At 73.6% G+C, this 26,516-nt stretch carries 21 protein-coding genes and 1 pseudogene; 12 read left to right on the top strand and 10 right to left on the bottom strand.

The genetic code is table 11. The features are described 5' to 3' along the window. Window positions 1-125 precede the first annotated feature (125 nt). Entirely contained in the window at window positions 126-3,665 is a 3,540-nt protein-coding gene (gene car, locus AB0910_RS09150) for a carboxylic acid reductase (RefSeq protein ID WP_366743895.1), read from the bottom strand. 290 nt (window positions 3,666-3,955) lie between these two features. On the opposite strand from car, the gene AB0910_RS09155 reads away from it, so the two are divergent. The 5 genes from AB0910_RS09155 (at window position 3,956) to hutH (ending at window position 9,516) form a co-directional block, all read left to right on the top strand. Beyond that, entirely contained in the window at window positions 3,956-5,098 is a 1,143-nt protein-coding gene (locus AB0910_RS09155) for an XRE family transcriptional regulator (RefSeq protein ID WP_366743896.1), read from the top strand. Next, window positions 5,095-5,649, top strand: coding sequence for a hypothetical protein (locus AB0910_RS09160; protein WP_366743897.1), 555 nt, complete (start codon window positions 5,095-5,097; stop codon window positions 5,647-5,649). The genes AB0910_RS09155 and AB0910_RS09160 overlap by 4 nt, the downstream gene beginning before the upstream one ends. Before the next feature lie 142 nt (window positions 5,650-5,791). Beyond that, window positions 5,792-6,610, top strand: coding sequence for an enoyl-CoA hydratase-related protein (locus AB0910_RS09165; protein ID WP_366743898.1), 819 nt, complete (start codon window positions 5,792-5,794; stop codon window positions 6,608-6,610). A gap of 88 nt (window positions 6,611-6,698) precedes the next feature. Continuing rightward, on the top strand, window positions 6,699-7,934 hold the full coding sequence (locus AB0910_RS09170) for a sensor domain-containing diguanylate cyclase (RefSeq protein ID WP_366743899.1): 1,236 nt from the start codon (window positions 6,699-6,701) through the stop codon (window positions 7,932-7,934). A 22-nt stretch (window positions 7,935-7,956) separates the two neighbouring features. Continuing rightward, the gene (gene hutH, locus AB0910_RS09175; RefSeq protein ID WP_366743900.1) at window positions 7,957-9,516 is read left to right on the top strand and encodes a histidine ammonia-lyase; all 1,560 of its coding nucleotides are present in this window, start codon (window positions 7,957-7,959) and stop codon (window positions 9,514-9,516) included. A gap of 31 nt (window positions 9,517-9,547) precedes the next feature. Here the strand turns inward: hutH and AB0910_RS09180 are convergent, their stop codons facing one another. Continuing rightward, window positions 9,548-9,943, bottom strand: coding sequence for a hypothetical protein (locus tag AB0910_RS09180; protein ID WP_366743901.1), 396 nt, complete (start codon window positions 9,941-9,943; stop codon window positions 9,548-9,550). A gap of 455 nt (window positions 9,944-10,398) precedes the next feature. Between AB0910_RS09180 and AB0910_RS09185 the strand changes: the two genes are divergently transcribed. The 4 genes and pseudogenes from AB0910_RS09185 to AB0910_RS09200 all read left to right on the top strand — a co-directional run bounded on the left by AB0910_RS09185 (window position 10,399) and on the right by AB0910_RS09200 (window position 15,324). Further along, a complete protein-coding gene (locus AB0910_RS09185; RefSeq protein WP_366744103.1) occupies window positions 10,399-11,670 on the top strand; it encodes an Ig-like domain-containing protein in 1,272 nt (423 codons plus the stop codon). Between the two features lie 157 nt (window positions 11,671-11,827). Beyond that, window positions 11,828-13,321, top strand: a complete 1,494-nt coding sequence (locus AB0910_RS09190) for an ABC transporter permease (protein ID WP_366743902.1) — start codon at window positions 11,828-11,830, stop codon at window positions 13,319-13,321. 153 nt (window positions 13,322-13,474) lie between these two features. After that, a pseudogene (locus AB0910_RS09195) lies at window positions 13,475-14,158 on the top strand (ABC transporter ATP-binding protein). A gap of 188 nt (window positions 14,159-14,346) precedes the next feature. Then, entirely contained in the window at window positions 14,347-15,324 is a 978-nt protein-coding gene (locus tag AB0910_RS09200) for a GNAT family N-acetyltransferase (RefSeq protein ID WP_366743903.1), read from the top strand. Between the two features lie 54 nt (window positions 15,325-15,378). Here the strand turns inward: AB0910_RS09200 and AB0910_RS09205 are convergent, their stop codons facing one another. Next, window positions 15,379-16,458 carry a hypothetical protein gene (locus AB0910_RS09205; protein WP_366743904.1) on the bottom strand — a complete coding sequence of 360 codons (1,080 nt, stop codon included), beginning with the start codon at window positions 16,456-16,458 and terminating at the stop codon, window positions 15,379-15,381. Between the two features lie 147 nt (window positions 16,459-16,605). Beyond that, window positions 16,606-17,760, bottom strand: a complete 1,155-nt coding sequence (locus AB0910_RS09210) for a hypothetical protein (protein WP_366743905.1) — start codon at window positions 17,758-17,760, stop codon at window positions 16,606-16,608. A 74-nt stretch (window positions 17,761-17,834) separates the two neighbouring features. On the opposite strand from AB0910_RS09210, the gene AB0910_RS09215 reads away from it, so the two are divergent. Next, a complete protein-coding gene (locus AB0910_RS09215) occupies window positions 17,835-19,001 on the top strand; it encodes a cystathionine gamma-synthase (RefSeq protein WP_366743906.1) in 1,167 nt (388 codons plus the stop codon). 27 nt (window positions 19,002-19,028) lie between these two features. Here AB0910_RS09215 and AB0910_RS09220 read toward each other — a convergent pair whose 3' ends face one another. Genes AB0910_RS09220 through AB0910_RS09230 form a run of 3 tightly spaced genes read right to left on the bottom strand, consistent with a single transcriptional unit; the run spans window position 19,029 to window position 20,393 of the window. Then, the gene (locus AB0910_RS09220) at window positions 19,029-19,271 is read right to left on the bottom strand and encodes a hypothetical protein (RefSeq protein ID WP_366743907.1); all 243 of its coding nucleotides are present in this window, start codon (window positions 19,269-19,271) and stop codon (window positions 19,029-19,031) included. Then, window positions 19,268-19,771: a sigma factor-like helix-turn-helix DNA-binding protein gene (locus AB0910_RS09225; protein WP_366743908.1), complete on the bottom strand. Its 504-nt coding sequence runs from the start codon at window positions 19,769-19,771 to the stop codon at window positions 19,268-19,270. Before AB0910_RS09225 ends, AB0910_RS09220 begins: the two co-directional genes overlap by 4 nt. A gap of 31 nt (window positions 19,772-19,802) precedes the next feature. Next, window positions 19,803-20,393 carry a MarR family transcriptional regulator gene (locus AB0910_RS09230; protein WP_366743909.1) on the bottom strand — a complete coding sequence of 197 codons (591 nt, stop codon included), beginning with the start codon at window positions 20,391-20,393 and terminating at the stop codon, window positions 19,803-19,805. Between the two features lie 371 nt (window positions 20,394-20,764). Between AB0910_RS09230 and AB0910_RS09235 the strand changes: the two genes are divergently transcribed. Beyond that, window positions 20,765-21,793 carry an ATP-binding cassette domain-containing protein gene (locus AB0910_RS09235; RefSeq protein ID WP_366743910.1) on the top strand — a complete coding sequence of 343 codons (1,029 nt, stop codon included), beginning with the start codon at window positions 20,765-20,767 and terminating at the stop codon, window positions 21,791-21,793. Then, window positions 21,790-22,629: an ABC transporter permease gene (locus AB0910_RS09240; protein ID WP_366743911.1), complete on the top strand. Its 840-nt coding sequence runs from the start codon at window positions 21,790-21,792 to the stop codon at window positions 22,627-22,629. The genes AB0910_RS09235 and AB0910_RS09240 overlap by 4 nt, the downstream gene beginning before the upstream one ends. A gap of 50 nt (window positions 22,630-22,679) precedes the next feature. On the opposite strand, the gene AB0910_RS09245 is transcribed toward AB0910_RS09240, so the two are convergent. From AB0910_RS09245 to AB0910_RS09255, 3 genes are all read right to left on the bottom strand, one after another. Next, complete coding sequence (locus AB0910_RS09245; RefSeq protein ID WP_366743912.1) at window positions 22,680-23,513, bottom strand: DeoR/GlpR family DNA-binding transcription regulator; 834 nt, start codon at window positions 23,511-23,513, stop codon at window positions 22,680-22,682. 145 nt (window positions 23,514-23,658) lie between these two features. Next, window positions 23,659-25,017: a gluconate:H+ symporter gene (locus AB0910_RS09250; protein WP_366743913.1), complete on the bottom strand. Its 1,359-nt coding sequence runs from the start codon at window positions 25,015-25,017 to the stop codon at window positions 23,659-23,661. Next, window positions 25,014-26,435 carry a homoserine dehydrogenase gene (locus tag AB0910_RS09255; RefSeq protein ID WP_366743914.1) on the bottom strand — a complete coding sequence of 474 codons (1,422 nt, stop codon included), beginning with the start codon at window positions 26,433-26,435 and terminating at the stop codon, window positions 25,014-25,016. The genes AB0910_RS09250 and AB0910_RS09255 overlap by 4 nt, the downstream gene beginning before the upstream one ends. Between the last annotated feature and the right edge of the window lie 81 nt (window positions 26,436-26,516).

Raw genomic sequence — 26,516 nt, forward strand, 5'->3', positions numbered from 1 at the left:
GCTCAGCGGCCGGGCCGCCGACCTGCTCGCGGCGGTCCGCGCCGTCGAGAGCGGGGGCACGCCCGACCCCGCCGCGGTACGCCCCGCCCCGCCCCGCCGCGCCGCGCCGGCCCAGGCCCGAGCGGTCAGAGCAGCCCGAGCTGCCGCAGGTCGCTGACGTACTTGGTGATCAGCTCGGGGGTGACGTGCGGGATGTCGTCGTACCCCTCGATGCCCGCCGCGCGCACCGCGCGCCGGAACTCGTCGGCGGGCGCCGCCCCCTGGTCGAGCGGGACGCCGGGCGTCTCGTACGAGTGCAGCAGCGGCAGCAGGGACTGCCTGCGCTGCGCCTCGGGCAGGGCGCGCAGCGCGGTGGAGAACCGGCCGAGCCACTCGTCGTAGTCGTCGATGCGGGTCATGGCGTGGCCGTCGGCCGCGAGCCAGTCGACGTACGTGTCGAGGGAGAGCCCGTCCTGGTGCGGGTTGAGGACGTGGTACGTGCGGTACCCCGCGGTGTTGGCCGCGCCGATGACGTCGACGGCCCGCGCGCTGAAGTCGGCGGGCAGCCCGTCGTAGTGGGCGCGCTGCCGGTTGCCGTCCCGGTCGAGCCGGTAGAAGGACGCAGGTGCGACGCCCGTGGCCACCAGGCTCAGGATGAGCCGGGTGAACATGTCGGGCAGGTTGAGCTGCCCCGTGTAGCGGCTGTGCGTGAGGATCATGTCCGAGCGGAACACCGAGACCGGCAGCCCGCACGCGTCGTGCGCCTCGCGCAGCAGCACCTCGCCCGCCCACTTGCTCATCGCGTAGCCGTTGGCGTACGAGTCGTCGCACTTGCGCACCGGGCTGAGCACGCGGATGTCGGAGACCTCGTCGAAGGCGTCCTGGTCGGCCTGGTCGCCCACGGCGATGGTCGAGACGTTGGTGAACGGCTTGATCCGGCCGGTCACGGCGAACCTGATCAGCTCGGCGGTGCCCACCACGTTCGGGCCGAACAGCTGCTCGTACGGCAGGACGTGGTTGACGAGGGCGCCCGGGTGCATGACCGCGTCGACCTCGCCCGCGAGCCGGTCCCAGGTCGCCAGGTCGAGCCCGAGGCGCGCCTCGCCCAGGTCGCCCGCGACGACCTCCAGGTGGCCGGCGGCCAGCTCGCGGTAGTGGCGCAGGAGTTCGGGGTCGCCGGTGTCGAAGGTGTCGTCGAGCCGCTTGCGGGCCGCCGCGTCGTCGGCGCCGCGCACCACGCACACCAGCTTCCCGCCGCGCTCGGCGAGGCGTTCGAGCCAGTCGACGCACATGAACCGGCCGAGGTAGCCCGTCGCGCCGGTCAGCAGCACCGTGCGCGGCGGCTCGCCGCCCGGCCGCGGCAGCGCGGCCGCCGCCTGGAGGACCGCGGGGTCGATGAACTTCTCCAGGCTCAGGTCGCCCGCGTGGATCTCGACGGCGTCGGCGCCGTGCACCGAGGTGAACGTGGGGCGGTCGGCGCCGGTGGCGAGCTGGGCCTCCACGTGGTCGGTGAGCGAGCGCAGGGTGGCCGCGGGACCGATGACCAGGCCCACCGGGACCTCGACGCCGAAGGTCTCCTTGAGCAGGTTCGAGAACGACAGCGCGGACAGCGAGTCGCCGCCCAGGTCGGTGAAGCGGACACCGGGGTGGACGTCGGTGCCGGGGCAGCCGAGGAGCGCCTGCGCCGCGCGCGCCACCGTCTCGTACACCGGCCGGCCGGCGCCGCCCTGGCGCAGCGCGCGCAGCTGCTCGCTCTGGCTGCGGGCGAGTTCGGCGTAGAGCGCTTCGAGGCGCTCGCCGTAGCGCTCCCGCAGCCGGGGCCGCAGCAGCTTCCTGAGGTCGGAGAGCATGCCGTTAGCCGTGGTGAACGGCTCGGTCTCGACCAGGAAGTCGCGCGGGGTCTCGTACGACTCGAGGCCGGCGTCCTGCGCGGTGCGCTGCAGCGCGTCGGCGAGCAGGCGCTTGAGGTCGTCCGCGCCCCCGGCGGCGCGCAGCGCCGACGGGGAGGGCACGACGACGGCGAGGAGGTACGGCTGCTCGCTGCTGCCGTACACGTAGATCTGGCGGATCAGCGGGTTCGCGGTGAACACCGACTCGACCTTGGAGACCGCGACGAACTCGCCCTGGGACAGCTTCTGGACGTTGTTGCGCCGGTCCAGGTAGACGAGCTGGTCGGGGGCGGTCTCGGCCATGATGTCGCCGGTCTTGTAGAAGCCCTCGGCGTCGAAGACCGAGGCGGTGGTGTCGGGCCGCTTGTAGTAGCCGGGGAAGATGCTCCGCGTCCGCAGGAGGAGTTCGCCGCGCGGGTGGGGCAGATCCGTGTGGAAGTAGCCGAGTTCCGGCACGTCGACGAGCTTGTACTCCAGCACGGGCGGCCGCTGCACCCTGCCGTCCATGATCACCATGCCGGCCTCGGTCGACCCGTAGCCGTCGTGCAGCGGCAGGCCGAGGCAGGACTCGGCGAACGCCTTCATCTCCCGGGAGATCGGCGCGCTGCCGACGACGGCCCGGTGCACCCGGCCGCCGAGGAACCGCTCGCGCAGGTCCGCGAGCAGGGCCGCTTCGAGCTGCTCCTCGTCGGCGAACTCGCCCTCGCGCCTGTCCCGTTCGCCCTGGTACTCCTGGAACAGCATGTCGAAGATGCGCGGCACCGCGAGCAGGTCGGTCGGCCGGGCCAGCGCGATGTCCTCGAACAGGGTCGACAGGTCGCTGCGCGCCGTGAAGTGGTTGAGGCCGCCCATGCCGAGCGTGGCCAGGATCGTGACGCGGCCGAACATGTGGCTCATCGGCATGTAGCTGACGGTCACCGCGGGGACGCCCTCGATGCCGGGGAAGGCGCCGGTCCAGTAGCCCCGCAGGATGCTCTCGCGGTAGATCGCGCCCTTGGGGGCACCGGTGCTGCCCGAGGTGTAGATGAGCAGGCTCAGCGGGTCGTCGCCCGGCTCGGGCACGTGCAGCGGCACGGCGGGCAGGGACCGGCCGCGCGCGATCAGCTCCTCCAGCGTGACCAGGCCGCGCCCGGCCTCGCCGAGGCGGCGCGCCGCGGCCTCGTACACCGCGCGCTCGCCGTCGTCCTCCGGGTGGTGGTCGAAGACCACGATCCGCGGCGCCGACGCGGCGGTGAGGGCCAGCTCCACGGCCTTCTCCAGGCAGGTGGTGCTGGTGGCGAGGAGCCGTGGCCCGGTCTCCTCCAAAATCGGCAGCAGCTGCGACACCGGCGCGGTGGGCTGGAGGGGCACCTGGGGCGCGCCCAGGTACACGGCGGCGAGGTCCACGGTCAGGTACGCGTCGCTCGTGAAGCCGATGGTGGCCACGAAGTCGCCGGGGCGCAGGGCGGGGATGCTGTCGGCGGCGCCGTCGGACGGGGTGGCCCACGCGGTGGCGAGCGCCGCGGCGCGCGACCAGAGCTCGCCGTAGGAGACGGTCTCGAACCTCGGCAGCAGCCGAAGCGTGTTCCGGCCCGACGCGGGGTCTCTCACGACCTCCGTGGCGCGGCGGCCGAGCGCGGGCCGGTCCGCGTAGCCCCGCATGACGCGCTCAAGGGTCTGACCGAGCGAGAGGCCGGGCGCCCGCGCGGCCTCGGAGACCGCCTCCGAGGGCAGCCCCTCACTGCGCCACGCCTCGTCCCCGCCCGCGGCGGCCGACTGTTCCCCCTGGTCATCGCTGACCTTCGACTCCGTGCTCACTGCTTCACCAGCTTGTCTCGTTGCGGTGCCGTGTGCCGAGAAACACCGTTGTTCTCAGAGTTGGTTGCCTCAGCGTACTTATTTGCGATCGAGAATGCGAGTGCGCACAGTAAACGTGATGTGATCCACAGTGACGAAGACGGGCATAGTGCATATGGTCAGCCCAACCGTTCAGAGGGGGTCGACAGGGGGCCGCGGGGGCGTATCGGAACGCGTGGCTCCGGGGGCGGGCTTCCCGTCTGCCTGGCGTGGGGCGACACCCGGGTGAGTAACGTGCGAGAATCGCACACATGGCAGACGTCGACGCACGCATGCTTGGTGAGCGCATCAGGGATGCCCGCAAGCGTGTTGACATGAGCCAAGAGGATCTCGGGCGGGCGGTGGGCCTGGAGCGCACGGTGGTGAACAAGATCGAAGGGGGTTTCCGCAAGGTTACGGCCCTGGAGTTGTCCGACATTGCCGCCGTACTCGATGTCCGCATGTCCGCGTTCTTCGAGGAGCCCACCCCGGCACTTGTCTCGCACAGGTCCAGTCAAGGCCTGGACACGGTCGACTCGCAGATCGACACCCTGCTCGCGAAGCTGGCGGGTGAGGTCGAGTTCATCGATGGGCTGGGGGTCGGCGAACTGGGACTCGATGCTGCTGACGTCGTCGCCCAAGTCGGCATCGTGCCACCCGTGACTGGGTCCGAGGCAGAGAAACTCGCGGCGGGAGCGCGGGCGTTGATGAAGGTTCCGGAAGGCGACCCGATCTATCGGCTGTCCGACCGGGTTGCCGGCATCGGGCTCCTGGCATTCTCCCGCGACATCGGAAAGGACACCGCCGACGCCGGGACGGTCTTGTTGCGCCGCGGAGGCGTCAGCCTTGTCAACAGTCACATGAAGGTCGGCCGCAGGCGGCTCGCGCTTGCGCATGAACTCGGCCACTACCTGATCGCCGACGACTACACCGTTGACTGGCGAGTGGCGGCGCATCCCGATCGTGACGTTCCGGTGGAGTCGCGCCTCGATCGTTTCGCGCGTGCCCTCCTGCTCCCTGCGGCTGAGGTCGGCCGGAAATGGCAGGAGGAGGTGGCTCTGCGTGACGAGCGCGGTGCGGCGATCCTGCTGGCCAGTCGATTCCGGGTGGACATGGCGACGCTGGCGACCCGGCTCAAGGAACTGGGGCTGGCTGACGCCGAGACAACTGAGGCGGTACGCGGGTTCCGCACGACCCAGACCGATATTGTCGAGATGAATCTGAACGTCCCTCTGGAGGAATTGGAGGGGACCGAGGTTCCTCGAAATTTCGCGCTCGCGGTGTTGCAGCTCGTGCGGGGTGAGCGAATCAGTCGTGATCGGGCCCTCGAACTACTGCAAGGTACGTTCGACGAGGGGGACCTGCCGGGCATTCGGGCGCGCAGGCCGGACGAAATCTGGAAGTACGTATCGTGACAGTGCCCGATAGTGCCTGGGTTTTCGATACCGGACCATTGCGCCATTTTGCGGCACAGGGGTGGTTGGGGGTCCTGCGATTTCTCGCGGGGGGCCGCCCCGTATATATTCCCGACAGCGTCGAACGCGAGCTCAACGATGCCGCCGATCGGTTATCTGCTGTACGTCAGACCCTCGACGCCGATTGGATCCATGTCCACCGATCGACCTCCTTCGAATATGTGGAGGCTTTTTCTCGATATCGCGACCGGTTGGTTGCGGGTGGCAAGAACGTCGGTGAATGCGGGGTTCTTGCCATGGGTGAAGTCTATGGCTGTGAAATCGTCGTGGACGATGCGACGCCGCGCCGGATCGCGGAGGAGAGCGGATTAAAAGTCACGGCGACTGTCCCGGTGTTGTGCGAAGCTGTTCGCGCGAAAAAGCTCACGATCGCGATGGTCGAGGAGCTGGCCGACCACCTCTTGCAGGGTGAGTACTTCCTGCCCTTCGGTCCAGGTGGTTTCCGTCGCCATGTCCTGGAGAACGGGCTTCTGGACTACGGCGATCTCTGACTCCACTTCCCGCATTCGTGTCTTCACGTTATCGGTCCCGTTCATAGGGGCTGCCGCGCTCGCCGCGTTGCTCCGGGCGTGCTGGGCAAGGGGGTGAACCGTCGTTAACATCGGGGCTCCGGCGGCGAGTGCGGGAGGGTGCATGGGTGACAGCGGCGGGGTCGAGGGGCGGTTCGGGGGGTTCGTCGAGGTGCGGCGGCACGGGGACGGGGGGCACGTGGCCGAGCTGCTGCTCGACCGGCCCGAGGCGATGAACGCGGTGTCCACCGCGATGGCGGGCGCCGTCGCCGAAGCCTGCGGGGCGCTCGCCGCCGACCGGTCGGCGCGGGTCGTGGTGGTGGCGTCGAGCCACCCGCGCGCGTTCTGCGTCGGGGCCGACCTCAAGGAGCGGGCGCGCTTCAGCGACGCCGACCTGATGCGGCAGCGGCCCGTGGGGCGCGCCGCGTACACCGGGGTGCTCGAACTGCCGATGCCGACCGTCGCCGCCGTGCACGGCTTCGCGCTGGGCGGCGGCTTCGAGCTCGCGCTCTCCTGCGACGTGATCGTCGCCGACCCGACGACGGTCGTCGGCATGCCCGAGGTGTCGGTCGGCGTGATCCCCGGCGGCGGCGGCACGCAGTTGCTGCCCCGCCGCGTCGGCGCGGCACGCGCCGCCGAACTTGTCTTCACCGCGCGCAAGGTGGCCGCGGCCGAGGCGCGCGAGCTGGGGCTCGTCGACATCCTCGCCGCCGAGGGGCAGGACCGGGGCGAGGCGCTCGCGCTGGCCGCGCGTATCGCCGCCAACTCCCCGGTCGGGCTGCGCGCGGCCAAGCGCGCCCTGCGGCTCGGGCACGGGCTCGACCTGCGCACGGGCCTCGAAGTGGAGGACGCGGCGTGGCGCTCCGTCGCGTTCTCCGGCGACCGGGCGGAGGGCGTGGCCGCGTTCAACGAGAAGCGCGCGCCCCGCTGGCCGGGTGAGTGAGCACGCGCGGGACCTGCGGCGTGCACCCTGCGTAGTCGCCCCTCGCTCCAAGTGATCGAAATCTCCCGAACCACCCTAAGGTGGGGTTATGGGAGTAGATGTACGCATGCGCGCCATGGTGGCGCTCGCCCAGGGCATGGCCGCCGCGCAGTCGCCGCACCAGTCCTGGCGGGCCGCGGCCCAGGGCGGGCGCGCCGCCCTGGGCGGCAGCTTCGCGGCGCTCTCGGTGTGGGAGCGCGACCTCGGCAGGCTCAGGGTCCTGGTGAACGCGGGGGAGCGGGCGGCGGGCGAGGAGGAGTTCCCCGAGGACGAGGCGTACCCGGTGCATCAGTTCCCGGAGATCGCGGAGTTCCTGCACGAGAAGTGGGCGGGCGGCGGCGGGCCCCACGCCTGGGTGGAGACCGCGGCGGGGCCGGCGGGCGGCGACCCCGGCTACTGCCACCAGCGGGTGGCCGCGCTGCGCCGCAGGGGCCGCGGCTGCTGCGTGGTCGCGCCGATCCTCCTGCACGGCACGGCCTGGGGCGAGCTGTACGTGGCGCGGCCGGTCGGCGCGCCCGTCTACGGCCCCGACGACGCCGACTTCGCCACGGTGATCGCGTCGGTCGTCGCCGCGGGCATCGCGCAGACCGAGCGGCTCGAAGAGGTCAGGCGGCTCGCCTTCACCGACGCGCTGACCGGGCTCGCCAACCGCCGCGCGGTCGACGCGGGGCTCGACGAGGCGATCGCGCGGCACCGCGCGGAGGGCAGTGTGGTCAGCCTCGTCGTGTGCGACGTGAACGGCCTCAAGACCGTCAACGACACCTACGGCCACGCGGTGGGCGACCAGCTGCTGGAACGATTCGCCTCGGTGCTCTCCGTCTGCGCGGCGAAGCTGCCCGGCGCGCTCGCCGCCCGCCTCGGCGGCGACGAGTTCTGCCTGCTGACGGTGGGGCCGGGCGCGGACGAGGTGATCGTCGTCGCGGACGAGCTGTGCCTGCGCGCGGGCGCGCTCGACCTGGGCGACGGCGTGGCCTGCGGGGTCGCCTCCACGGCCGACCCGATCGGGCAGGTGGGCTCGGCGCGGCGGCTGTTCCGGCTCGCGGACGCCGCGCAGTACCGGGCGAAGGCCGAGCACGCGGCCGTGCCGGTCGTCGCCGGCCGCGACGGCGTGGCGATCCGGCTGGCCGACGCGGCCCCGGACACGCCGCCTCCCGCGGAGGGCGCACGCCGCCACTTCCGCGACACCCGCCCACCCCTCCCGCCGCCGGACCCGGACCCGGGCCCCGGCTCCGGTCCTGGGCCGCGCTCCGGCCCCGGTCCTGGACCGGACGGTGACAGGGGCTGATTCAGTCCGTACGCTGCTGAATATGGATATGCATACCGTTGTGGTGGGGACGTCGGGCGTCACCGCGCAGGACGTCGTCGCCGTCGCCCGCGAGGGCGCCCGTGTGGAGCTCGGCACCGGGGCGCTGGAAGCGCTCGCCGCCGCCCGTGCCGTGGTGGACGCACTCGCGGCCAAGCCCGACCCCGTCTACGGCGTCTCGACCGGCTTCGGCGCGCTCGCCACCCGCCACATCGGGCAGGACCTCCGCGCGCAGCTCCAGCGCAACATCGTGCGCAGCCACGCGGCCGGCATGGGCCCGCGCGTGGAGCGCGAGGTGGTGCGCGCGCTGATGTTCCTGCGGCTGAAGACGCTCGCCTCCGGGCACACCGGCGTACGGCCCGAGGTCGCGCAGACCATGGCCGACGTGCTGAACGCGGGCATCACGCCCGTCGTCCACGAGTACGGCTCCCTCGGCTGCTCGGGCGACCTCGCGCCGCTCTCCCACTGCGCGCTCGCCCTGATGGGCGAGGGCGAGGCCGAGGGCCCCGACGGGGTCGTGCGGCCCGCGGGCGAGCTGCTCGCCGAGCACGGCATCGCCCCCGTCGAGCTGCGCGAGAAGGAGGGGCTCGCCCTCCTCAACGGCACCGACGGCATGCTCGGCATGCTGGTGCTCGCCCTCGCCGACCTCGGCCGCCTCTACACCTCGGCCGACATCACCGCCGCCCTCAGCCTGGAGGCGCTGCTCGGCTCGCAGGGCGTGCTCGCGCCCGAGCTGCACGCCGTGCGCCCGCACCCGGGCCAGGCCGCGAGCGCCGCCAACATGCTGCGCATACTGGCAGGTTCCGGCCTCACCGGGCACTTCCAGGAGGACGAGGCGCCGCGCGTCCAGGACGCGTACTCGGTGCGCTGCGCGCCGCAGGTGGCGGGCGCGGGCCGGGACACCCTCGGCCACGCCGCCACCGTCGCGGAGCGCGAGCTCGCCGCCGCCGTCGACAACCCCGTGGTCCTCGCGGACGGCCGGGTCGAGTCGAACGGCAACTTCCACGGCGCGCCCGTCGCGTACGTGCTCGACTTCCTCGCGATCGCCGCAGCCGACCTCGCCTCCATCGCCGAGCGCCGCACCGACCGGCTGCTCGACAAGAACCGCTCGCACGGCCTGCCGGCGTTCCTCGCCGACGACCCGGGCGTGGACTCGGGCCTGATGATCGCTCAGTACACGCAGGCCGCCCTGGTCAGCGAGTTGAAGCGGCTCGCCAACCCGGCGTCGGCCGACTCCATCCCGTCGTCCGCGATGCAGGAGGACCACGTCTCCATGGGCTGGTCGGCGGCCCGCAAGCTGCGCACCGCCGTGGACAACCTGACCCGGGTCGTCGCCGTCGAGCTGTACGCGGCGACGCGGGCGATCGAGCTGCGCACGGGACCGGGCTCCGGCCTGACGGCCGCGCCGGCGAGCGCGGCCGTCATCGAGGCGCTGCGCGCCGCAGGGGTGCGGGGCGCGGGCCCCGACCGGTTCCTCGCGCCCGACCTGGCGGCCGCCGACGCGTTCGTACGCTCGGGCGCGCTGGTCGGCGCAGCCGAGCCGGTCACGGGCCCGCTGGCCTGAGCGGTCGGCCCCGGCGGCCGCCCGGCGGGTCTCAGGCCGCTCCGCTCCTGCGGCGCACCACGCGCGCGCCGTACCCGGCGCCCACGCACAGCACGCCCGCGGCGCCGATCACATAGGGCGTCGCGTCGCTCGCGGGCGCCTCGCCCAGCGCGAGCTGGCGCGAGGCCCGCGCGCCCGGCGCCCCCGCACCGGCGTCGGGCGCGGGTCCTTCGCCGCCGGGCGCCGAGCCCTGCGCGGCGGCCGCGGTGTCCCGGTCGCCGTGGACCAGGCCGGTGGAGACCGCGGTCCTTCCGTCCTTGTGCGGTGTCTCACCACGCTGACCCTCGCCGTGCGCGGAGGGGACGAAGAAGAGACCGCAGAGCATCACCCCGGCGGCACCTGCGGTGACGAGCGGACGGAACGCGGCGGAGCGGGAGGCGACGGGCACGAGATCGATCCCCTTGTGACGAAGCCGAATTGGCGGGGTGGGCCGATGCTAGTGAACCCGCCCCCGCCGGGGAAAGTCGCGCTCCGCTTCTCCTACGCCGCGTGCACGGCCGGACACACCGCGTCCACCGCCGGGTCCTGGACCTCGGTCCAGGACCCACGTCCTGAACGCTCCCCGATCCGGACGAGGCGTCACGAGTCGCGCGGAAACCGTGTCACCCTGGGAGACCCGGCCCCGCTCCGAGCGCCGGTACGCCGCGTCCTGCGGCGCCCCGCAGGCCCGGCCGCGGCCGGGCCCGGCAGGGGCCGGGAGGAGAGAACGGCACACCGCGGCGCCACGGCGCCAGTGGCCTCGGACACATCGCGCCGCGGTGTGGAACCGAACGACCGGCCAAGGCTGTTCTTAGAAGCTACCGGCGGAGTACGCAGAAGCCGCCGGCAGAGGATTCGGCGATGATGGAGATGCGTGTGATGACGGAAAGGAAGCGGCGCAACAGCATTGCGGCCGCGTCCGCGGTACTGGGCGGAGTCCTGGTGCTCTCGGCGTGCAGCGGCGGCAGCGGAGGCGGGGACGCCTCGTCCTCGCCGAAGCAGTCCGCGCAGGCGGAGGCCGTCGACAAGGCAGCCGCTCAGGACACGTCCGACGCGAAGATATCCATCACGCCGGGCAACGGCGCCGACAACGCCAGCATCAACAACGCGGCCAAGGTCAGCGTCACCGACGGCACCCTCACGCACGTGAGCCTGACCGCGGCCGACGGCACCGCGGTCAAGGGCACGCTCGCCGCCGACGGCAAGAGCTGGAGCCCCGACGGGCAGCTCTCCCGCTCCACGACGTACAAGATCGCGGCGACCGCCGAGGACGGCAAGGGCCGCGACGCGACCGAGAACTCCACCTTCACCACCGTCTCGCCCGCCAACAGCTTCATCGGGAACTTCACGCCCGAGGACGGCTCCACGGTCGGCGTCGGCATGCCCGTGTCGATCAACTTCGACAAGGCGATCACCGACAAGAAGGACGTGCAGTCGCACATCCAGGTCTCCTCGACCAGCGGCCAGCAGGTCGTCGGCCACTGGTTCAACTCCCAGCGCCTCGACTTCCGCCCGCAGGACTACTGGAAGTCCGGCAGCAAGGTCACCCTCAAGCTCAACCTCGACGGCGTGCAGGGTGCGGACGGCGTCTACGGCGTCCAGCAGAAGACGGTGTCCTTCACCGTCGGACGCAACCAGGTCAGCACGGTCGACGCCAAGGCCCACACCATGGTGGTCACGCAGGACGGCAGGACCGTGCGCACGATCCCGATCTCCGCGGGCTCGCCCGACCACACCACGTACAACGGCCAGATGGTCATCTCCGAGAAGTACAAGAAGACCCGCATGAACGGCGCGACGGTCGGCTTCACGGACTCGGACGGCAAGGGCGAGTACGACATCAAGGACGTGCCCGACGCGATGCGCCTGACCAACTCGGGCACCTTCGTGCACGGCAACTACTGGGGCGCGTCCTCGGTGTTCGGCAACTCCAACACCAGCCACGGCTGCGTCGGACTCCAGGACGTCAAGGGCGCCAAGGACCCGAACATGCCCGCGCACTGGTTCTTCGACCACTCGCTCCTCGGCGACGTGGTCGTCGTGAAGAACTCCCACGACAAGACCGTCCAGCCCGACAACGGCCTCAACGGCTGGAACATGAGCTGGTCCGACTGGCAGGCGGGCTCGGCCGTCTGACCGGCCGCGCGCCGGCGCCGGCGGGGCGGAGCCCGAGGGCCCGGCGCTCTGCCCGTACCCACCGTGGGTACGGGCACAGCGCCGGGCCCCGCCGCTTCTCATGGTGCTCTCATCACAGCCTCAACAAGCTGTCACGCCCCGCCCGTAATTTCACGCCATGTTCGTCACCTACCTCCGGCGCGAGTTGCGACGCCGCAGAAAAGCGGCCCTCGTCGTCGCCTCAGGACTCGCTCTCGGCATCGCGCTGGTGATCGTGGTCAGTTCGGTCACCGCGGGCATGAACAAGGCCCAGGACAAGGTCCTCACGTCCCTCTACGGTCTCGGCACCGACATGACCGTCACCAAGGCGGCCCCCGCCCCGAGCAGCAGCGCGGGCACCGGCGGCGGCCGCCCGCGCTTCGACTTCCGCGGCCAGGCCGACGACGACAAGAGCAGCCAGAGCACCGACCGCGTCACGGTGCAGGGCTTCCAGACGCTCGCCGACACCACCGTCACCCAGGTCGGCAAGCAGCACGGGGTCGCCGCCGCGGCCGGCGGGCTCAGCCTCAACGTCCTCAAGGTCGACGGCCAGTTCAAGCGCGGCGAGGCCGCACAGGGCGAGGGTGGCGGCCGCGGCGGCTTCGGCGGCGGGGGAGCAGGCGGCGGCACCCAGGGCCAGGTGCAGGGCGGCGGCGCCTCCTTCAGCGTCGACTCCTGCACCGTCTTCGGCACGGACGTCACCGACCCCGCGCTCGGCCCGCTCACCAGCTCGAAGATCACCTCGGGCCGGACGTTCAAGACGTCCGAGACCGGCGCGGACGTGGCCGTCGTCGACAGCGGCTACGCCAAGCAGAAGAAGCTCGCCGTGGGCAAGAGCCTCACCGTCCACGGCACCGCCTTCACGATCGTGGGCCTCGCCACCGCCTACAGCGGCGACGCCGCGGCGAACGTCTACATACCGCTGGCGAAGGCGCAGGCACTCGCGGACGCCAAGGCGAAGGTCACCACCGTCTATGTGAAGGCGTCCGACTCGCAGCAGATCGGCGCGGTCAAGGCCGCCGTGCAGAAGAACGTGCCCGGCACCACCGTCACCACCTCGGCCGACCTCGCCTCCACCGTCTCCGGCTCGCTGTCCACCGCTTCCGGCCTCGCGTCCGACGTCGGCAGGTGGCTTTCGGTCGCGGTGCTCGTCGCCGCCTTCCTGGTCGCGGGGCTGCTCACCTCCTCGGCCGTCAGCCGCCGCGTGCGCGAGTTCGGCACCCTCAAGGTGCTCGGCTGGACGAGCGGCAGCGTCACCCGGCAGGTCATGGGCGAGGCCCTGGTCAACGGCCTGATCGGCGGTGTGCTCGGCATCGCGCTCGGCCTGGCGGGGGCGTACGCGGTGACCGCGATCAGCCCGAGCCTGACCGCGCAGCTCGCCGGCGGCGGCTCCGTCGGCGGCGGCTTCGCGGGCCGCTTCGGCGGCGGTGGCGGTGGCGGTGGCGGCGCGGGCGGCCCGGGGCGGCAGCTCGCGGCCGAGGCCGTGCACGTCTCGCTCACCGCGCCGGTCTCGCTGGGCGTGATCGCCGTCGCCGTCGCGCTCGCCGTCGCAGGCGGCCTCGTCGCCGGCGGCTTCGGCGGCTGGCGCGCCTCCCGGCTGCGCCCGGCGGACGCGCTGCGCCGCATCGAGTAGACGCACGGCCCGAGTCGGCCGTACGGGCGGTACGCCGGGCCGCGGGCCCCCCGCCGCGGCCCGGCGTACCCGCCCCGGGCGCCCCGCGGGCCTCCCCGCCCTCTCCGCTCCCTTCCACCTCCGTCGCCTCTCCCGTCACCAGGAGCCACATCGATGTACCAGCTCACCGGAGTCACCAAGCGCTACCGGCGCGGCAAGCAGACCGTCTAGGCGCTCGACGGCGTCGACCTGACCGTCCCGGACGGCGGCAGACTCGTCATCCAGGGCCCCACGGGCGGCGGCAAGTCCACGCTGCTGCAGATGCTCGGCGGCCTCGACCGCCCCACCGAGGGCACCGTCGCACTCGACGGCACCGACCTCGGCGCGCTCTCCGAAGCCGGGCTGACCAGGGTGCGGGCCGAGACCATCGGCTTCGTCTTCCAGGGCTTCAACCTGATCCCCACGCTCACCGCGCAGGAGAACGTCGAGACCGCCCTCGTACCCCTCGGCACGAAGGGCGCGGCCCGGCGACAACAGGCGGCGGAGGCACTGGAGTCGGTGGGGCTCGGCGAGCGGCTCGGCCACCTGCCGGGCGAACTCTCCGGCGGGCAGCAGCAGCGCGTGGCCATCGCGCGGGCCCTCGTCAAGCGGCCCAGGGTGCTGCTCGCCGACGAACCGACGGGAAACCTCGACGAGTCGATGCGCGACGAGATCATGGAACTCTTGGAGGGGCTCTGGAAAGAGCACGGCCTGACCTTCATCATGGTCACTCACGACAGCACCATCGCCCGCCGCGCCCCGAGGCTGGCCACGATCCGCAAGGGACGGGTCACGGTCACCGCGAACGCGGCAGCCTGACCCGCACGGCACGATCCGCACAGCACGGCCCCTTGTCCGCCAGCACCCGGCCCACTGTCCGTCCGTACGCTCCCGCCGTCCGCCGTGTCCGTCCCCGCAGGGGCCCGCGGTCCCTCCGGCCCCGGGCTGCCGCCAGGACACCCCGTAAGCCAGGGGCGTCGCCACCCTCGTACGCGTAGGTTCTCTACATGCTGATCACACTGGGAAACCCGCCCTCGGACGCCGAGATAGACGCTTGGCACGCGGTGGTCAGCGCCGCGCACATCCGTGATGTCCCGGCAGCAGTGCCCGAGCCCAGCCGTTCCGAGACCGCGGGCAGGCTGGGCGTCCAGCCCTTCGACGGCCGCGAGGTGCATCTCGCGGCCGTCGCCGACGACGGCTCCTACGAGGGGGTGGCGTCGCTCCTGCTGTGGACAGGGCCGCCCCACCAGCACACCGCGTATCTGCACAAACTGGTGGTCGACCCGGGCGTCAGACGCGGCGGCGTGGGCGCGAGGCTGTGGACGGCCATCCGCGGCCTGCTCGCGGAAGAGGGCCGCACATCGGTCTCCACCCGGGTCGAACTCGGCGGCGCGGGCGAGGCGTTCGTGGACAGCCTCGGCTTCGTGAAGGTGCTGCCGCTGACCCGGTACGTGCTGCGGGTGGAGCCCGCGCTCGCCGCGACGGCGCAGCTGCCGCTGCCCGAGGGGCTGCGCTTCGCCCACTGGACGGGCGCGGCGCCCGAGGCGCTCGCAGGCTCCCTCGCGGAGGTGCACAACGTCCTCGTCGACGCCCCGGGCGGCGACCCCGCGTGGCGGCAGCCGCACTGGGACGCGACCCGGGTGCGGGAGGCCGCGCGGCTCGTGGAGGCCCGCGGCGGCCTGCTGATCACGGTCGCGGCGCTCGACGGCTCCGACGCGGTCGTCGCGTACACCGAGGCCGTCCTGCACGCGCCGGGCGACACCCGCGCCGCCCAGGGCGACACGGCCGTACTCCCCGCCCACCGGGGCCGGGGCGCCGCCCGCGCGGTCAAGCGCCGCCTGCTCGACGTGCTGCACGAGCAGCACCCCGGCGTGCGGGAGCTGTCCACCTCAGTCGCCGACGACAACGCCCCGATGCTCGCGGTCAACGCCTCGCTCGGCTACCGCCGCGAGCGGCCCGCAGGGCTGTTCGCCATGAAGCTCTGAGAACGGGGCCCCTGCCACGTGTCGGGCCCCGGCGCGCCGGGGACTCCGCGCGCCTCAGGACGCGTTGCGCACCGTCGTGTCGCGGGCCCGCATATAGAGGTCCTCCCGCGCGTAGTACCGCCACGGCAGTGCGTTCACATAGCCGTCGACCTGCCTGAACTGTTCGAGGGCCGCGTCGAACCTGTCCTGCTTGTAGAGGAAGTACGCCAGCAGGTGGCGCAGTTCGGGCAGCCGCGGGTGCGCGGCAGGCGCGGCCGCCGCGTCCATCAGCGCCCGGTCGACAAGGCGCGCCAGCTCGTCCGTCCGGTACTCCTCCGGGTCGCGGGTGCTGTCCAGGTGCTCCTCGAACCAGGCGGTCAGCGGGAACGCCGACATCAGCGAGCCGAGCGGCGCGCCGTCCGCCGCGTCCGCGGCGAACTCCTCGGCGAGCGCGGGCGATCCCTTGCCGCCGGGCAGCCAGTACCGCAGCGCCGCCTCGTGCGCCGCGTACAGATACGGCGCACGCCCCACCGCCTCCTTGAACAGGGCGCTGACCTCCGCGTGCGCCAGGTCGGCCGCGGCCGCGCCCGCGAGTTCCACCACATACGGCACCGGGTCCTGCGCGTTGGCGCGCTTCGCCGTCTCCAACGCGGCCGCACGCGCGTGGCGCGCCGCCCCGTCCTGCGGCCCCTGGGCCCCCTGGGCCTCGCCGGGACGCTCCGCCGGAACGGCCGCCGCGGCCCGCACGAGCGCCGCCTCGCCGTCGCCCGGCCGCGCCGCCTCCCAGGCGTCGAGCCACGCAGCCCCCGCCGCCGCCTCCCGGCCGAGCAGCTCCACGCTGAGCGCGCGCCGCTCCCAGTCCTTCGCGGCCGCCTGGGCCGCGAGCAGGTCGGCGGCGGGCTCCCAGTCGCCCGCGCGCACCGCGGCGAGCGCCACCTCGTCCGCCGGGTCCGGCGCCGCCGCGTACCGGGTGTCCTGCTTCTCGGCGGGCAGCAGGCCCAGCTCGGCGGAGCGCTCGGAGCCCTGCGACGCGTCGCCTGCCACGGCCCGGCCCCCGCCGGTCATCGACGAGAGCATGCGGTCGGCGCCGCGCCGGGACCTGAACCAGAAATAGACGCAGATCCCTATGAGGACTACCAGGATGACGCGTGACACGTGGGGTCCAATCGGTCGGCCGGGAGCGGTGTGCTCGGGTGGCGGGTGTGCGCGGCCGGCGGGTGGTCCGGCCCCTTCAGTGTGCGCCCTGGCGGCCGGGGCGCCCTCGGCCCGCGTACCACGCGCGGCGCCCGCCCATGCGGCGTCTCAGCGGGGGAGCGTGGCGGGGCTGCCGCCGTTCGCCTCGTACCCGGCGACGGCCAGGGCCCGGTGGAGCGCGTACGCGGCGGCCGGGTCCTCGCTCTGCGTCCACGGCACGGCGCCCACCTGCCCGTCGACCGCCACCAGCTGGGCCATCGCCTCGCCCCACCGGTCCATCCTGACGAGGAAGAGGACCAGCAGGTGCCGCACGTGCGGCAGCACCGGGTCGTCGGGCCGCGCCGAGTGCACCGCGTACAGCGCCCCCGCGACCGCCTTCGTGACGGCCTCGCTGCGGTAGAAGCCCCGGACCAGGTTGACCTCGGGCAGGTGCTCGTACAGCGCGAACAGCGGCAGCGCCGCGAGCAGCGAGCCCCGCGGCGCGCGGGCGGCCGCCGTCCGCGCGAAGCGGTCCGCGTCCTCCCGCGAGCCGTGCCACGCTGCGCTCCAGTAGCGCAGGGCCGCCAGGTGCGCGCCCATGTGCGCGGGCGCCCGGTCCATCACCTTCGCCCACAGCCGGTCGAACTCGGCGGGCGGGTAGCCGAGGCCGCGCGCGACGGACAGCTCCACGATGTACGGCACCGGGTCGCCCGGCGCGAGCAGCGCCGCCTCGCCGCACACCGTCCGCGCCTCCTCCAGCAGGATGCGGAACTCGTCCTCGCCGGGCCGCGAGGTGCGCCACGCCTGCTGGACCAGGAACTCCGCCTGCACCGCGGCGCCGCCCGCGTCCTTCCGCTCCGCCGCCCGCCACTCCCGCAGCCACCTGCCGCCCGCGCCGGGCCGCCCGGCGAGTTCGAGCGCGGCCGCGCCCGCGAACCCCTGCACCCGCTGCCAGCGCGCCTCGCCGTCCGCAGGCGTCGCGGCGAGCAGCCGCGAGGCGGCGCCCCACTGCTGGGTGCCCTGCACCACGTCGAGCACATGCAGCAGCTCCTCGTCGGGCCCAGGCACCCGCACGTCGAGCTCCTCCTGGCGCAGGAAGCCGTACGCCTCCGGGTCGGCGGCGTCCGGCGCGTCCGCGGGCACCCGCCTGATCGGCCCGCCGGCCGGCCAGGCGGCCTCCCGCGGGGCGCGGCGTGCCGGTCGCGCGGCGCGCCTGCGCCGCAGGACGGGGCCGAGCGCGGCCGCGAGCAGGCCGAGGGCGAACAGGAACCAGAGGATCTCCATGCCTCCATTGTCACCGAGTCCGCCGCCGTCCGGGTGGCCGGGAAGCGACCGGCACGCCCGCTACCCTCGGCCCCATGAACCACGAGCACTCCGGCGATTCCCTGAACTTCGAGACCCGCGCCATCCACGCGGGCAACACCGCGGACCCCGCGACCGGGGCCGTCGTCCCGCCGATCTACCAGGTCTCCACCTACAAGCAGGACGGCGTGGGCGGGCTGCGCGGCGGCTACGAGTACAGCCGCAGCGCCAACCCCACCCGCAGCGCCCTTGAGGAGAACCTCGCGGCGCTCGAAGGCGGCAGCCGGGCCCTGGCGTTCGCCTCCGGCCTCGCCGCCGAGGACTGCCTGCTGCGCACGCTGCTCGCGCCCGGCGACCACGTGGTCATCCCGAACGACGCCTACGGCGGCACCTTCCGGCTGTTCGCGCGGGTCGCCTCCCGGTGGGGCGTGGAGTGGTCCGTCGCCGACAGCTCCGACCCCGAGGCCGTACGGGCCGCCCTCACGCCGCAGACCAAGGCGGTCTGGGTCGAGACGCCCTCCAACCCGCTCCTCGGCATCAGCGACATCGCGGCGCTCGCGGGCGTCGCGCGCTCCGCGGGCGTGAGGCTCGTCGTCGACAACACCTTCGCGAGCCCCTACCTCCAGCAGCCGCTCGCGCTCGGCGCCGACGTCGTCGTGCACTCCACCACCAAGTACATGGGCGGCCACTCCGACGTGGTCGGCGGCGCGCTGGTCGTCTCCGACCCGGCGCTCGGCGAGGAACTCGCCTTCCACCAGAACGCGATGGGCGCCATCGCGGGCCCCTTCGACGCGTGGCTCGTGCTGCGGGGCGTCAAGACGCTCGCCGTGCGGATGGACCGGCACAGCGAGAACGCCGAGCGGATCGCGGACATGCTGGCGCACCACCCCCGCGTCTCCCAGGTCCTCTACCCGGGCCTGCCGGGGCACCCGGGCCACGAGGTCGCCGCCAAGCAGATGAAGGCGTTCGGCGGCATGGTGTCCTTCCGCGTCGCCGACGGCGAGGCCGCGGCCGTCGCGGTCTGCGACCGCGCCCGCCTCTTCACCCTCGGCGAGTCCCTCGGCGGCGTCGAGTCGCTGATCGAGCACCCGGGCCGGATGACCCACGCCTCCGCCGCGGGCTCCCCGCTCGAAGTCCCCTCCGACCTGGTGCGCCTCTCGGTGGGCATCGAGTCGGGCGACGACCTGCTCGACGACCTGAAGCAGGCGCTGGCGCGCGACTGAGCCACCGCGCGGGGGCGGCCCGAACCGTCAGAACAGCCGGGGCGGCGGCGCGACCACCGCGGGCGGCGCCGCCCACGGCCCGGTGAGCGCGAGCCACACGGCGAGCGCCGCCACCGCGGCGGCCAGCGTCAACACGGTGGCCAGCCGCCTCACCCGTCTGCGGCGGACGATCCGCGCGCCCAGCGCGGCCGCCGCGGGCGCGAGCCCCGGAGGCACCTGCGGGTGCGGCCCTTCGAGCATCCGCCGCACCTGGTCCTCCTTGCGGGTCACCGTGCGGCCCGCCCGTCGGCGGCGGCCTGCGCCGGGCCCGGCTGCCGGGCGGCGCGCGCCTCGGCACGCAGCACGGCGACGCCCCGCGCGCACAGCACGCGCACCCGCTCGGGCGGCAGCCCGGTCAGCGCCGCCGTCTGCTCCTCGCCCGCGCCCTCGTACAGCCGCAGCACCAGCACGAGCCGCTCGCGCCTGCCGAGCGGTCCGAGTACGCCGCCGCGTCCGCGCACGCCCCGCCAGGCGGCGTAGCGCGCGTACCGCGCCACGAGCTCCCTGCGTGCGCTGTCGTACGGATCTTCGCCGCGCAGCCGTGGCCAGTCGGCGTAGGCGGCGGCGAGCGCCGCGGTCAGCAGCCGCAGCGCGCGCGGCGCGGCCCCTGGCGGCTCGCCGGTCAGCAGGGCGGCCAGGTGCAGCAGCCGGCCGGCCGCGCCCGCGACGAACGACTCGAACTCGGGGGCGCGGCCGCGCTCTGCTCTCTGGGCCCCGCGCGGCTGCCGCACGCCTTCATGGCAGCCCCGCGGGCGGCCGCGGTCAAGAGGCCGGCGGCGCCTCGTCCTGGTCGGGCCTGGGCTGCTTGGCCGCCGGCAGGCTCCTGTTGAAGCGGGTGAGCAGGGTGGTGAAGGAGATCCGCTCGTCCTCGGTCCACTCCTCGGTGACCCGCTGCATCAGCAGCCTGCGGGAGCGGCGCACCTCGTCGAGGCGTGCGCGCCCGCGCTCGGAGAGTTCGAGGACGACGGCACGCCCGTCGTCGGGGTGCGACGTGCGCTTGACCAGGCCGCTGTCGACCAGTGGCGCGACCTGCCTGGTCACGGTCGAGGAGTCGATGCCCATGCCGGCGGCGAGCGCCTTGACGCCCATGGGGCCCTCCAGGTCGAGGCGGTTGAGCAGCAGGTAGGCGGCGCGGTCCATCGTGTTGCGTACCTGCCCCACGCCGCCGAGCCTGGTCTGCTCGGCGCGCCGGGCGAAGATGGCGACCTGGTGCTGGAGGGCGTCGAGGAGACCGGCGCCGTCCGGGAATTCGGATGCCGCCGAAGCGGTGTCCCTGGAATCCTGGCGGTCCAGCGCGCCCGTCGCGTCCTGCGAGACCGACGCATCGGAAGTCATGTCCTGAATGGGGGGCATGGCCGGGGCTCTCTCGTGCGGTGGTCGGTTAATGGTGGTCAAGGGTACGCGGAACACGCCCTTCCCGTGGCGCTCCCTGCCGCGCGGCAGCCGGCCGGCGCGGGCGGGAGCCGGGGCGCGGGCGACGAGTTGCGCCCGCCCGGGGAGTCACCCGTGCGGAGGGCCCGCGGAAACGGCCGGGCGGCGGGCCGTGCGCCCTGCTTGAAGCAACGCGATGTATCGCGATACTGTTCGGCCCCCCGGCGGCCCGGGGCCCGACACGTCCCGGGCCGCCGACGGCCCAGGACCCCACCCACCCAGGCCCCCACCACTCAGGGCCCCACCACACAGGAACCCCGCCCAGTCAGGATCCACCAGTCAGGAGAACCCTCATGCCAGGCGCCATCTATGCCGAGGGTCTGGTCAAGACCTTCGGCGACGTACGGGCTCTGGACGGCGTCGACCTCGATGTACCGGAAGGCACCGTCCTCGGCCTGCTGGGGCCCAACGGAGCCGGCAAGACCACGGCCGTCCGCGTCCTGACGACCCTGCTGCGGCCGGACAGCGGCCGCGCCGTCGTCGCCGGGATCGACGTCCTCAGGCGGCCCAACGACGTACGCCGCTCCATCGGCCTGTCCGGCCAGTTCGCCGCGGTCGACGAGTACCTCACCGGCCGGGAGAACCTCCGGATGGTCGGCCAGCTCTACCAGATGAGCGCCAAGCGGGCGAAGGCCAGGGCCGACGAGCTGCTCGAACGCTTCCACCTCGCCGACGCCGCGGACCGCACCACCAAGACGTACTCGGGCGGCATGCGGCGCAGGCTCGACCTCGCCGCCGCGCTCGTCGTCTCCCCGCCCGTGATGTTCATGGACGAGCCCACCACCGGGCTCGACCCGCGCAACAGGCAGCAGCTGTGGTCGATCATCGAGGAGCTGGTGGCCGGCGGCACGACGCTGCTGCTGACCACGCAGTACCTGGAGGAGGCCGACCACCTCGCCCACGACATCGCCGTCGTCGACCGCGGCAGCGTGATCGCGCGCGGCACCGCCGACGAGCTGAAGGCGCGCACCGGCGGCGAGCGCTTCGAGGTCGTGGTGCACCGGCAGGACGACATCGCCACCGCACGCACCGTGCTCGGCGGCTTCGGCACGGCGGGCGCGGTCACCGGCGAAGCGGCCGTGACCGTCGCCGAGCACACCCGCAAGCTCACCGTCCCCGTCACCGGGGGCGCCAAGCTGCTCGCCGAGGCGATCAGGGAGCTGGACGCGCGGGGCATCGAGATCGACGACATCGGCCTGCGCAGGCCGACCCTGGACGACGTGTTCCTCTCCCTGACGGGCCACGCGGCCGAAGAGGCCGACGAGCAGGAGCGCGACACCACGAGCGGCCCGGGGGACCGGGCGGAGGGGACGGCGTCATGACCGCCATCACGACTCAGGCGCCGGCGGCGCGCGGCGGCATCGCGGGCTCCGTGCGGGACTCGCTCGTCGTCGCCCGGCGCAATCTGATCCGCATGACCAGGATCCCCGAGGTCGTCCTCTTCGGGCTGTTCCAGCCGATCATGTTCGTGGTGCTGTTCAGCTACGTGTTCGGCGGCTCTCTCACCGTCGGCGGCACCACCGACCCGAGCGTCTACCGCAACTTCCTGATGGCGGGGATCTTCGCCCAGACCGTCACCTTCGCCACCGCGGGCGCGGGCGCCGGCATCGCCGACGACATGCACAAGGGCCTGGTCGACCGCTTCAGGTCGCTGCCCATGGCGCGCGGCGCCGTCCTCACCGGGCGTACCCTCGCCGACCTCGTGCAGACCGCCCTGACGGTGGTGGTGCTCGCCGTCGTCGCCGTGCTGGTGGGGTGGCGCATCCACGAGGGCGTGGGGAAGATGTTCGGCGCCTTCGGGCTGCTGCTCCTGCTCGGCTACGCCTTCTCCTGGATCGGCGCGCTGATCGGCCTGTCCGTGCGCACCCCGGAGGCCGCCACGTCGGGCGGGCTGATCTGGCTGTTCCCGGTGACGTTCATCTCGAACGCCTTCGTGGACTCCAGCCGGATGCCGGGGTGGCTCCAGCCGGTCGCCGAGTGGAACCCGTTCAGCGCGACCGTCCAGGCGAGCAGGCAGCTGTTCGGCAACCCCGGCGTCTCCACGTCGACGGCCTGGCCGATGCAGCACCCGGTGTGGGCCTCGCTGATCTGGTCCGCGCTGATCATCCTGGTCTTCCGCACACTGGCCGTGCGCAAGTACCGCTCCGCCACCTCCTGACGGCCGGTCACGTGGGCCCGCCCTGCGGGTGCCGGGAGGGACGTCCGGGGTCAGGGGCGTCCGGGCCGTGCGTCCCTGACCGGCGCCGCGAGGCGCAGGTCCTGGACCTCGGCGCGGACGCCGTCCGCGGCGGCGCCCGCCAGGCCCGCGTCGGTGACGAGGACGTCGAAGGCGCTCAGCGGCGCGACCTTGTACAGGCCGAACGTGCCGTACTTCGACGCCCCGGCGACCAGGACCGACTGCGCGGCGGACGCCATCGCGGCGCGCTTCACCTCGACCTTGTCCTGCGAGGGGGTGGTCACCCCCCGCAGCAGGTCCCAGGAGCTGGCGCTGACGAACGCGATGTCGAAGGCGAGCTGGCGCACGGTGGCGGCGGCGAGCGGGCCGACGCTCGATCGGTTGTCGGGCTCGACCCGGCCGCCGACGTGCACCACCTCGATGTGCCGTGCCCTGCCGAGCTGTTCGACGGCGTTGAAGTCGTTGGTGACCACCGTCAGCGCCGCGTGCTCGGTGAGCGCGGGGATCATGGCGAGCATCGTCGTGCCGGCGTCGAGGTAGACGGTCATGCCCTCGCGCACCAGGGTGGCAGCCTCCCGCGCCATGGCGTGCTTCTCGGACTGCTCCACCAGGGACTTGGCGGCGAAGCCCGGCTCCGAGCGCATCCCGTTGGCGATCCGTACGCCGCCGGGCACGGAGTAGACGAGGCCCTGCTGTTCGAGCTCGGCGATGTCCCTGCGGACCGTCATGTGGGAGACGCCGAACAGCTGGGTGATCTGCTGGACGCTCAGCACCCCCTCGCGCCGCAGGTGCTTCAGCAGTACCTCGCGCCGCTGGTCGGGGATGAGCGGCGGCCTTTCCTGCGAGCTGTCCTGCGAGGAGGTCACGCGGGTACTCCGTCTCGTGTACGGCGGCCGGCGGCCGCGCTGCCGTCCATTGTCCGACGGCGGGCGCTGGTGCCGCCGCCCGGTGCCGGTGCGCGCCCCGCGCGGGGACGCCGTACGGCACGGGGCGGCGGGCTCCCGGCGGGCGTCAGTGCACCACCGTGCCGAGCAGCAGGACGCCGCCGAGGCTCAGCAGGGACTGGAGCGACAGCATGAGCGTCCAGGTGCGGAACGTCTGGGCCACGGACAGCTGGAAGTACTCCTTGAACATCCAGAAGCCGGAGTCGTTGACGTGCGAGAGCATGACCGCGCCCGACGCCGTGGCCAGCACGAGCAGTTCGGGCGAGAGCCCGGGGGAGGAGCCCGTCAGCGGCGCCATGATGCCCGCCGCGGTGACGGTGGCGACGGTCGCGGAGCCCAGGCAGATCCGCAGCAGCGCGGCGACGCCCCACGCGAGGACCAGCGGGGATATGGACCAGTGGGACGCGTTGTCGGAGATCACCTTGCCGACGCCGGTCGTGGTGAGCATCGCGCTCAGCGCGCCGCCCGCGCCCAGGATGAGGATGATGGTGCCCGCGGGCCCGAGGCCCTTGGCGGTCATCGCCCGCAGCTGGCCGAGGCCGAACCCGGAGCGCACGCCGAGCGCGAAGAACGCGAAGACCACCGCGATCGACAGCGAGAGCACCGGGTTGTCGCAGAACTCGAAGACGGGGTGGGCCCAGGAGTCCGCGGAGACCTGCCCCTTGCCGAGGGTGCCGACGAGCATGAGGGCGGCGGGCAGCGCCACGGTGACCAGCGCGGCGGCCAGCGAGACCGGTCGGCCGGGGCGGTCGGGCTCGATCCGCTCCTCCGGCATCGGGCCGCCCGTGCTGAGGTCGGGCGCCGGGCCGAACCAGCGGCTGAGCACGCGGGTCAGGACCGGCCCGTTGAGCGCGGCGATCGGGATGCCGATGGCCAGCCCGTACAGCAGGGTCAGGCCCGTGTTGGCGTGGTACGTGCCGATCGCGGCGGTCGGCGAGGGGTGCGGGGGCAGCAGGCCGTGCGAGATGTACAGGCCCGCGGCCATCGGCAGGCCCACGTACAGCAGATGGGTGCCCGTGCGCCTCGCCGTCGCGTAGACCAGCGGGACCAGCATGATGAAGCTGACGTCGAAGATGTGCGGCATGCCGATGAGCAGGGCCGCCGCGGTGATCGCGGTCGGCACCCACTTGATCGGGCGGGCCCCGATGAAGGAGGTGGCGATCCGGTCGGCGCCGCCCGAGCCCAGCAGGATGCCGCCGAGCACGGTGCCGAGGCCGATGATCGGACCGGTGTCGCTGAGCGAGTCGCCGAAGCCCTTCTCGAAGGCGTCGACCGTCCCGCCGGGGCCGAGGCCGGCCGCGAGGCCCAGCCCGAGCGCCGCGACCGAGAGCGCGAGGAACGGCAGCAGCCTGACCTTGGTGATCAGCAGCACCAGGACGACGACGGCCACCGCGGCCATGATCACGTGTTCCATGTCGGTGCTCATCGGCGCCCGCCCTCCCCGCCCGCGGTGTCCCGCGCCGCGCCGTCTGCGGCCTCGTCGGCGCCGGCCAGCCAGGCGCGCGCCAGGGCGGGGTCGGCCCCCGCCAGGTCGTCGAGGCCGATCAGCCCGCCTGCGGCGACGGGCCGGGCGAGGCGGGCGCCCGCTGCCAGGTAGAGCGGGGAGGCGCCCGCGGGCGCCTCGTCGGCGCGCAGCAGTACGGCCTGCACGCCGGCGACGTCGTGGTGGTGGCCGCCCATCGCCAGGCTGTGGCCCGCGGCCAGGTCGTGCCGGGCCCGCCCGGCGAGCACCGCGCTGCGGCGCGGGTGGGCCGCGCCCCTGCTGCGGCCCGCCACGGCGGCCCGCAGCGTCGCCGGGGCCTCGACGCCCATCAGGTGGTACGGCAGGTAGAGCGCCGCGTAGCGGCCGTCCCTGCTCAGGACGTGGCCCTTGTCCGCAAGCGTCCGCCAGGTCTCGGCGTCGTGCGTGCGGACGACGGCGAAGACGCCCCCGGCGAAGGACGCCTCGCCCGGCAGCCGCAGCGCGCGGAAGACGTCGACGGCGCCGGGCCGCCGCAGGACGCCGCCGTGCTCGCGCAGCGCGTACACGTCGGCGAGCTCGGCGGGGCGTGCGACCGGGTAGTGCAGCAGCTCGGTGTCGGGGCCGAAGCCGGTGTGGTCGGCGACGACGGCCATCTCGCAGTAGTCGGCGGTGGCGCCGACGGGCAGCGCGCCGACGGCGCGTGCGCGGGCCGCGAGGGTGGCGCGCGGGTCGTCGCCGAGGTCGAGCAGGCCGGTGAGCTCCGGCGCGCGGACGGTGGTGTCGAGCTGGGTGACGGTGCCCGCCGCGGGGTCGAGCACCAGGTCGTACTCGCTGGACTTGCCGATGGCGACGATGTCGAGTCCGAGGCCGCGCACCCGGGAGACGAGGCCGATGAGGTTGGCGGGCTGGTCGCCCTCGACGGGCGTGTGGACGAGGCCGCGGGCCGCCGCGGTGCGGGCCAGGTGGAGGCCGGCGACGGAGTCCACCTCCTTGCTCACCATGGCCACGTGCCGTCCCGCCGCGAGCGCCTCCTCAGCCATCGCGAGGCCGTGCGCGGGGCTGCCGGTGGCCTCGACGAGGACGTCCCAGTCGGCGGCGCCCAGCGCGGTCGCGTCGGACGTGACGGCGGTCAGCCCGGCCGCCGCTGCCCGTGCCACGGCGGCGGCGTCCTCGCACACCGCGAGGGAGTCCGCCGGGTGGCCGAGCGCGGTGCACAGGGCGACGACCCGGTCGGTGTCGAGGTCGCACAGGACGGCCGGGGTCAGCCAGGGCAGCAGGCGGCTCTGGGCGAGCAGGGTGCGGGCGAAGCCGCCTCCTGCCCCGGTCAGCGCGTACCGGACCGGCGGTCCTCCGGCGGCTGGCGACTGGTCGCGCACGTTCATCGCGGACTCTCCTCGTCGGGTTCTCCGGGCGGCGGGGCGAAGAACGCGAGGGAGGGACGCGTCGGCGACCGCCGATTAACG

The organism is Streptomyces sp. NPDC047002, assembly GCF_040704505.1.
Lineage (GTDB): Bacteria > Actinomycetota > Actinomycetes > Streptomycetales > Streptomycetaceae > Streptomyces.

Bases quoted from the DNA above. Each gene is read 5' to 3' on its own strand.
- AB0910_RS09155 (WP_366743896.1), top strand. From the start codon at position 3,956: ATGGCAGACGTCGACGCACGCATGCTTGGTGAGCGCATCAGGGATGCC.
- AB0910_RS09165 (WP_366743898.1), top strand. From the start codon at position 5,792: ATGGGTGACAGCGGCGGGGTCGAGGGGCGGTTCGGGGGGTTCGTCGAG.
- AB0910_RS09170 (WP_366743899.1), top strand. From the start codon at position 6,699: ATGGGAGTAGATGTACGCATGCGCGCCATGGTGGCGCTCGCCCAGGGC.
- hutH (WP_366743900.1), top strand. From the start codon at position 7,957: ATGGATATGCATACCGTTGTGGTGGGGACGTCGGGCGTCACCGCGCAG.
- AB0910_RS09185 (WP_366744103.1), top strand. From the start codon at position 10,399: ATGGAGATGCGTGTGATGACGGAAAGGAAGCGGCGCAACAGCATTGCG.
- AB0910_RS09190 (WP_366743902.1), top strand. From the start codon at position 11,828: ATGTTCGTCACCTACCTCCGGCGCGAGTTGCGACGCCGCAGAAAAGCG.
- AB0910_RS09200 (WP_366743903.1), top strand. From the start codon at position 14,347: ATGCTGATCACACTGGGAAACCCGCCCTCGGACGCCGAGATAGACGCT.
- AB0910_RS09210 (WP_366743905.1), bottom strand. From the start codon at position 17,760: ATGGAGATCCTCTGGTTCCTGTTCGCCCTCGGCCTGCTCGCGGCCGCG.
- AB0910_RS09215 (WP_366743906.1), top strand. From the start codon at position 17,835: ATGAACCACGAGCACTCCGGCGATTCCCTGAACTTCGAGACCCGCGCC.
- AB0910_RS09230 (WP_366743909.1), bottom strand. From the start codon at position 20,393: ATGCCCCCCATTCAGGACATGACTTCCGATGCGTCGGTCTCGCAGGAC.
- AB0910_RS09235 (WP_366743910.1), top strand. From the start codon at position 20,765: ATGCCAGGCGCCATCTATGCCGAGGGTCTGGTCAAGACCTTCGGCGAC.
- AB0910_RS09240 (WP_366743911.1), top strand. From the start codon at position 21,790: ATGACCGCCATCACGACTCAGGCGCCGGCGGCGCGCGGCGGCATCGCG.
- AB0910_RS09250 (WP_366743913.1), bottom strand. From the start codon at position 25,017: ATGAGCACCGACATGGAACACGTGATCATGGCCGCGGTGGCCGTCGTC.
- AB0910_RS09255 (WP_366743914.1), bottom strand. From the start codon at position 26,435: ATGAACGTGCGCGACCAGTCGCCAGCCGCCGGAGGACCGCCGGTCCGG.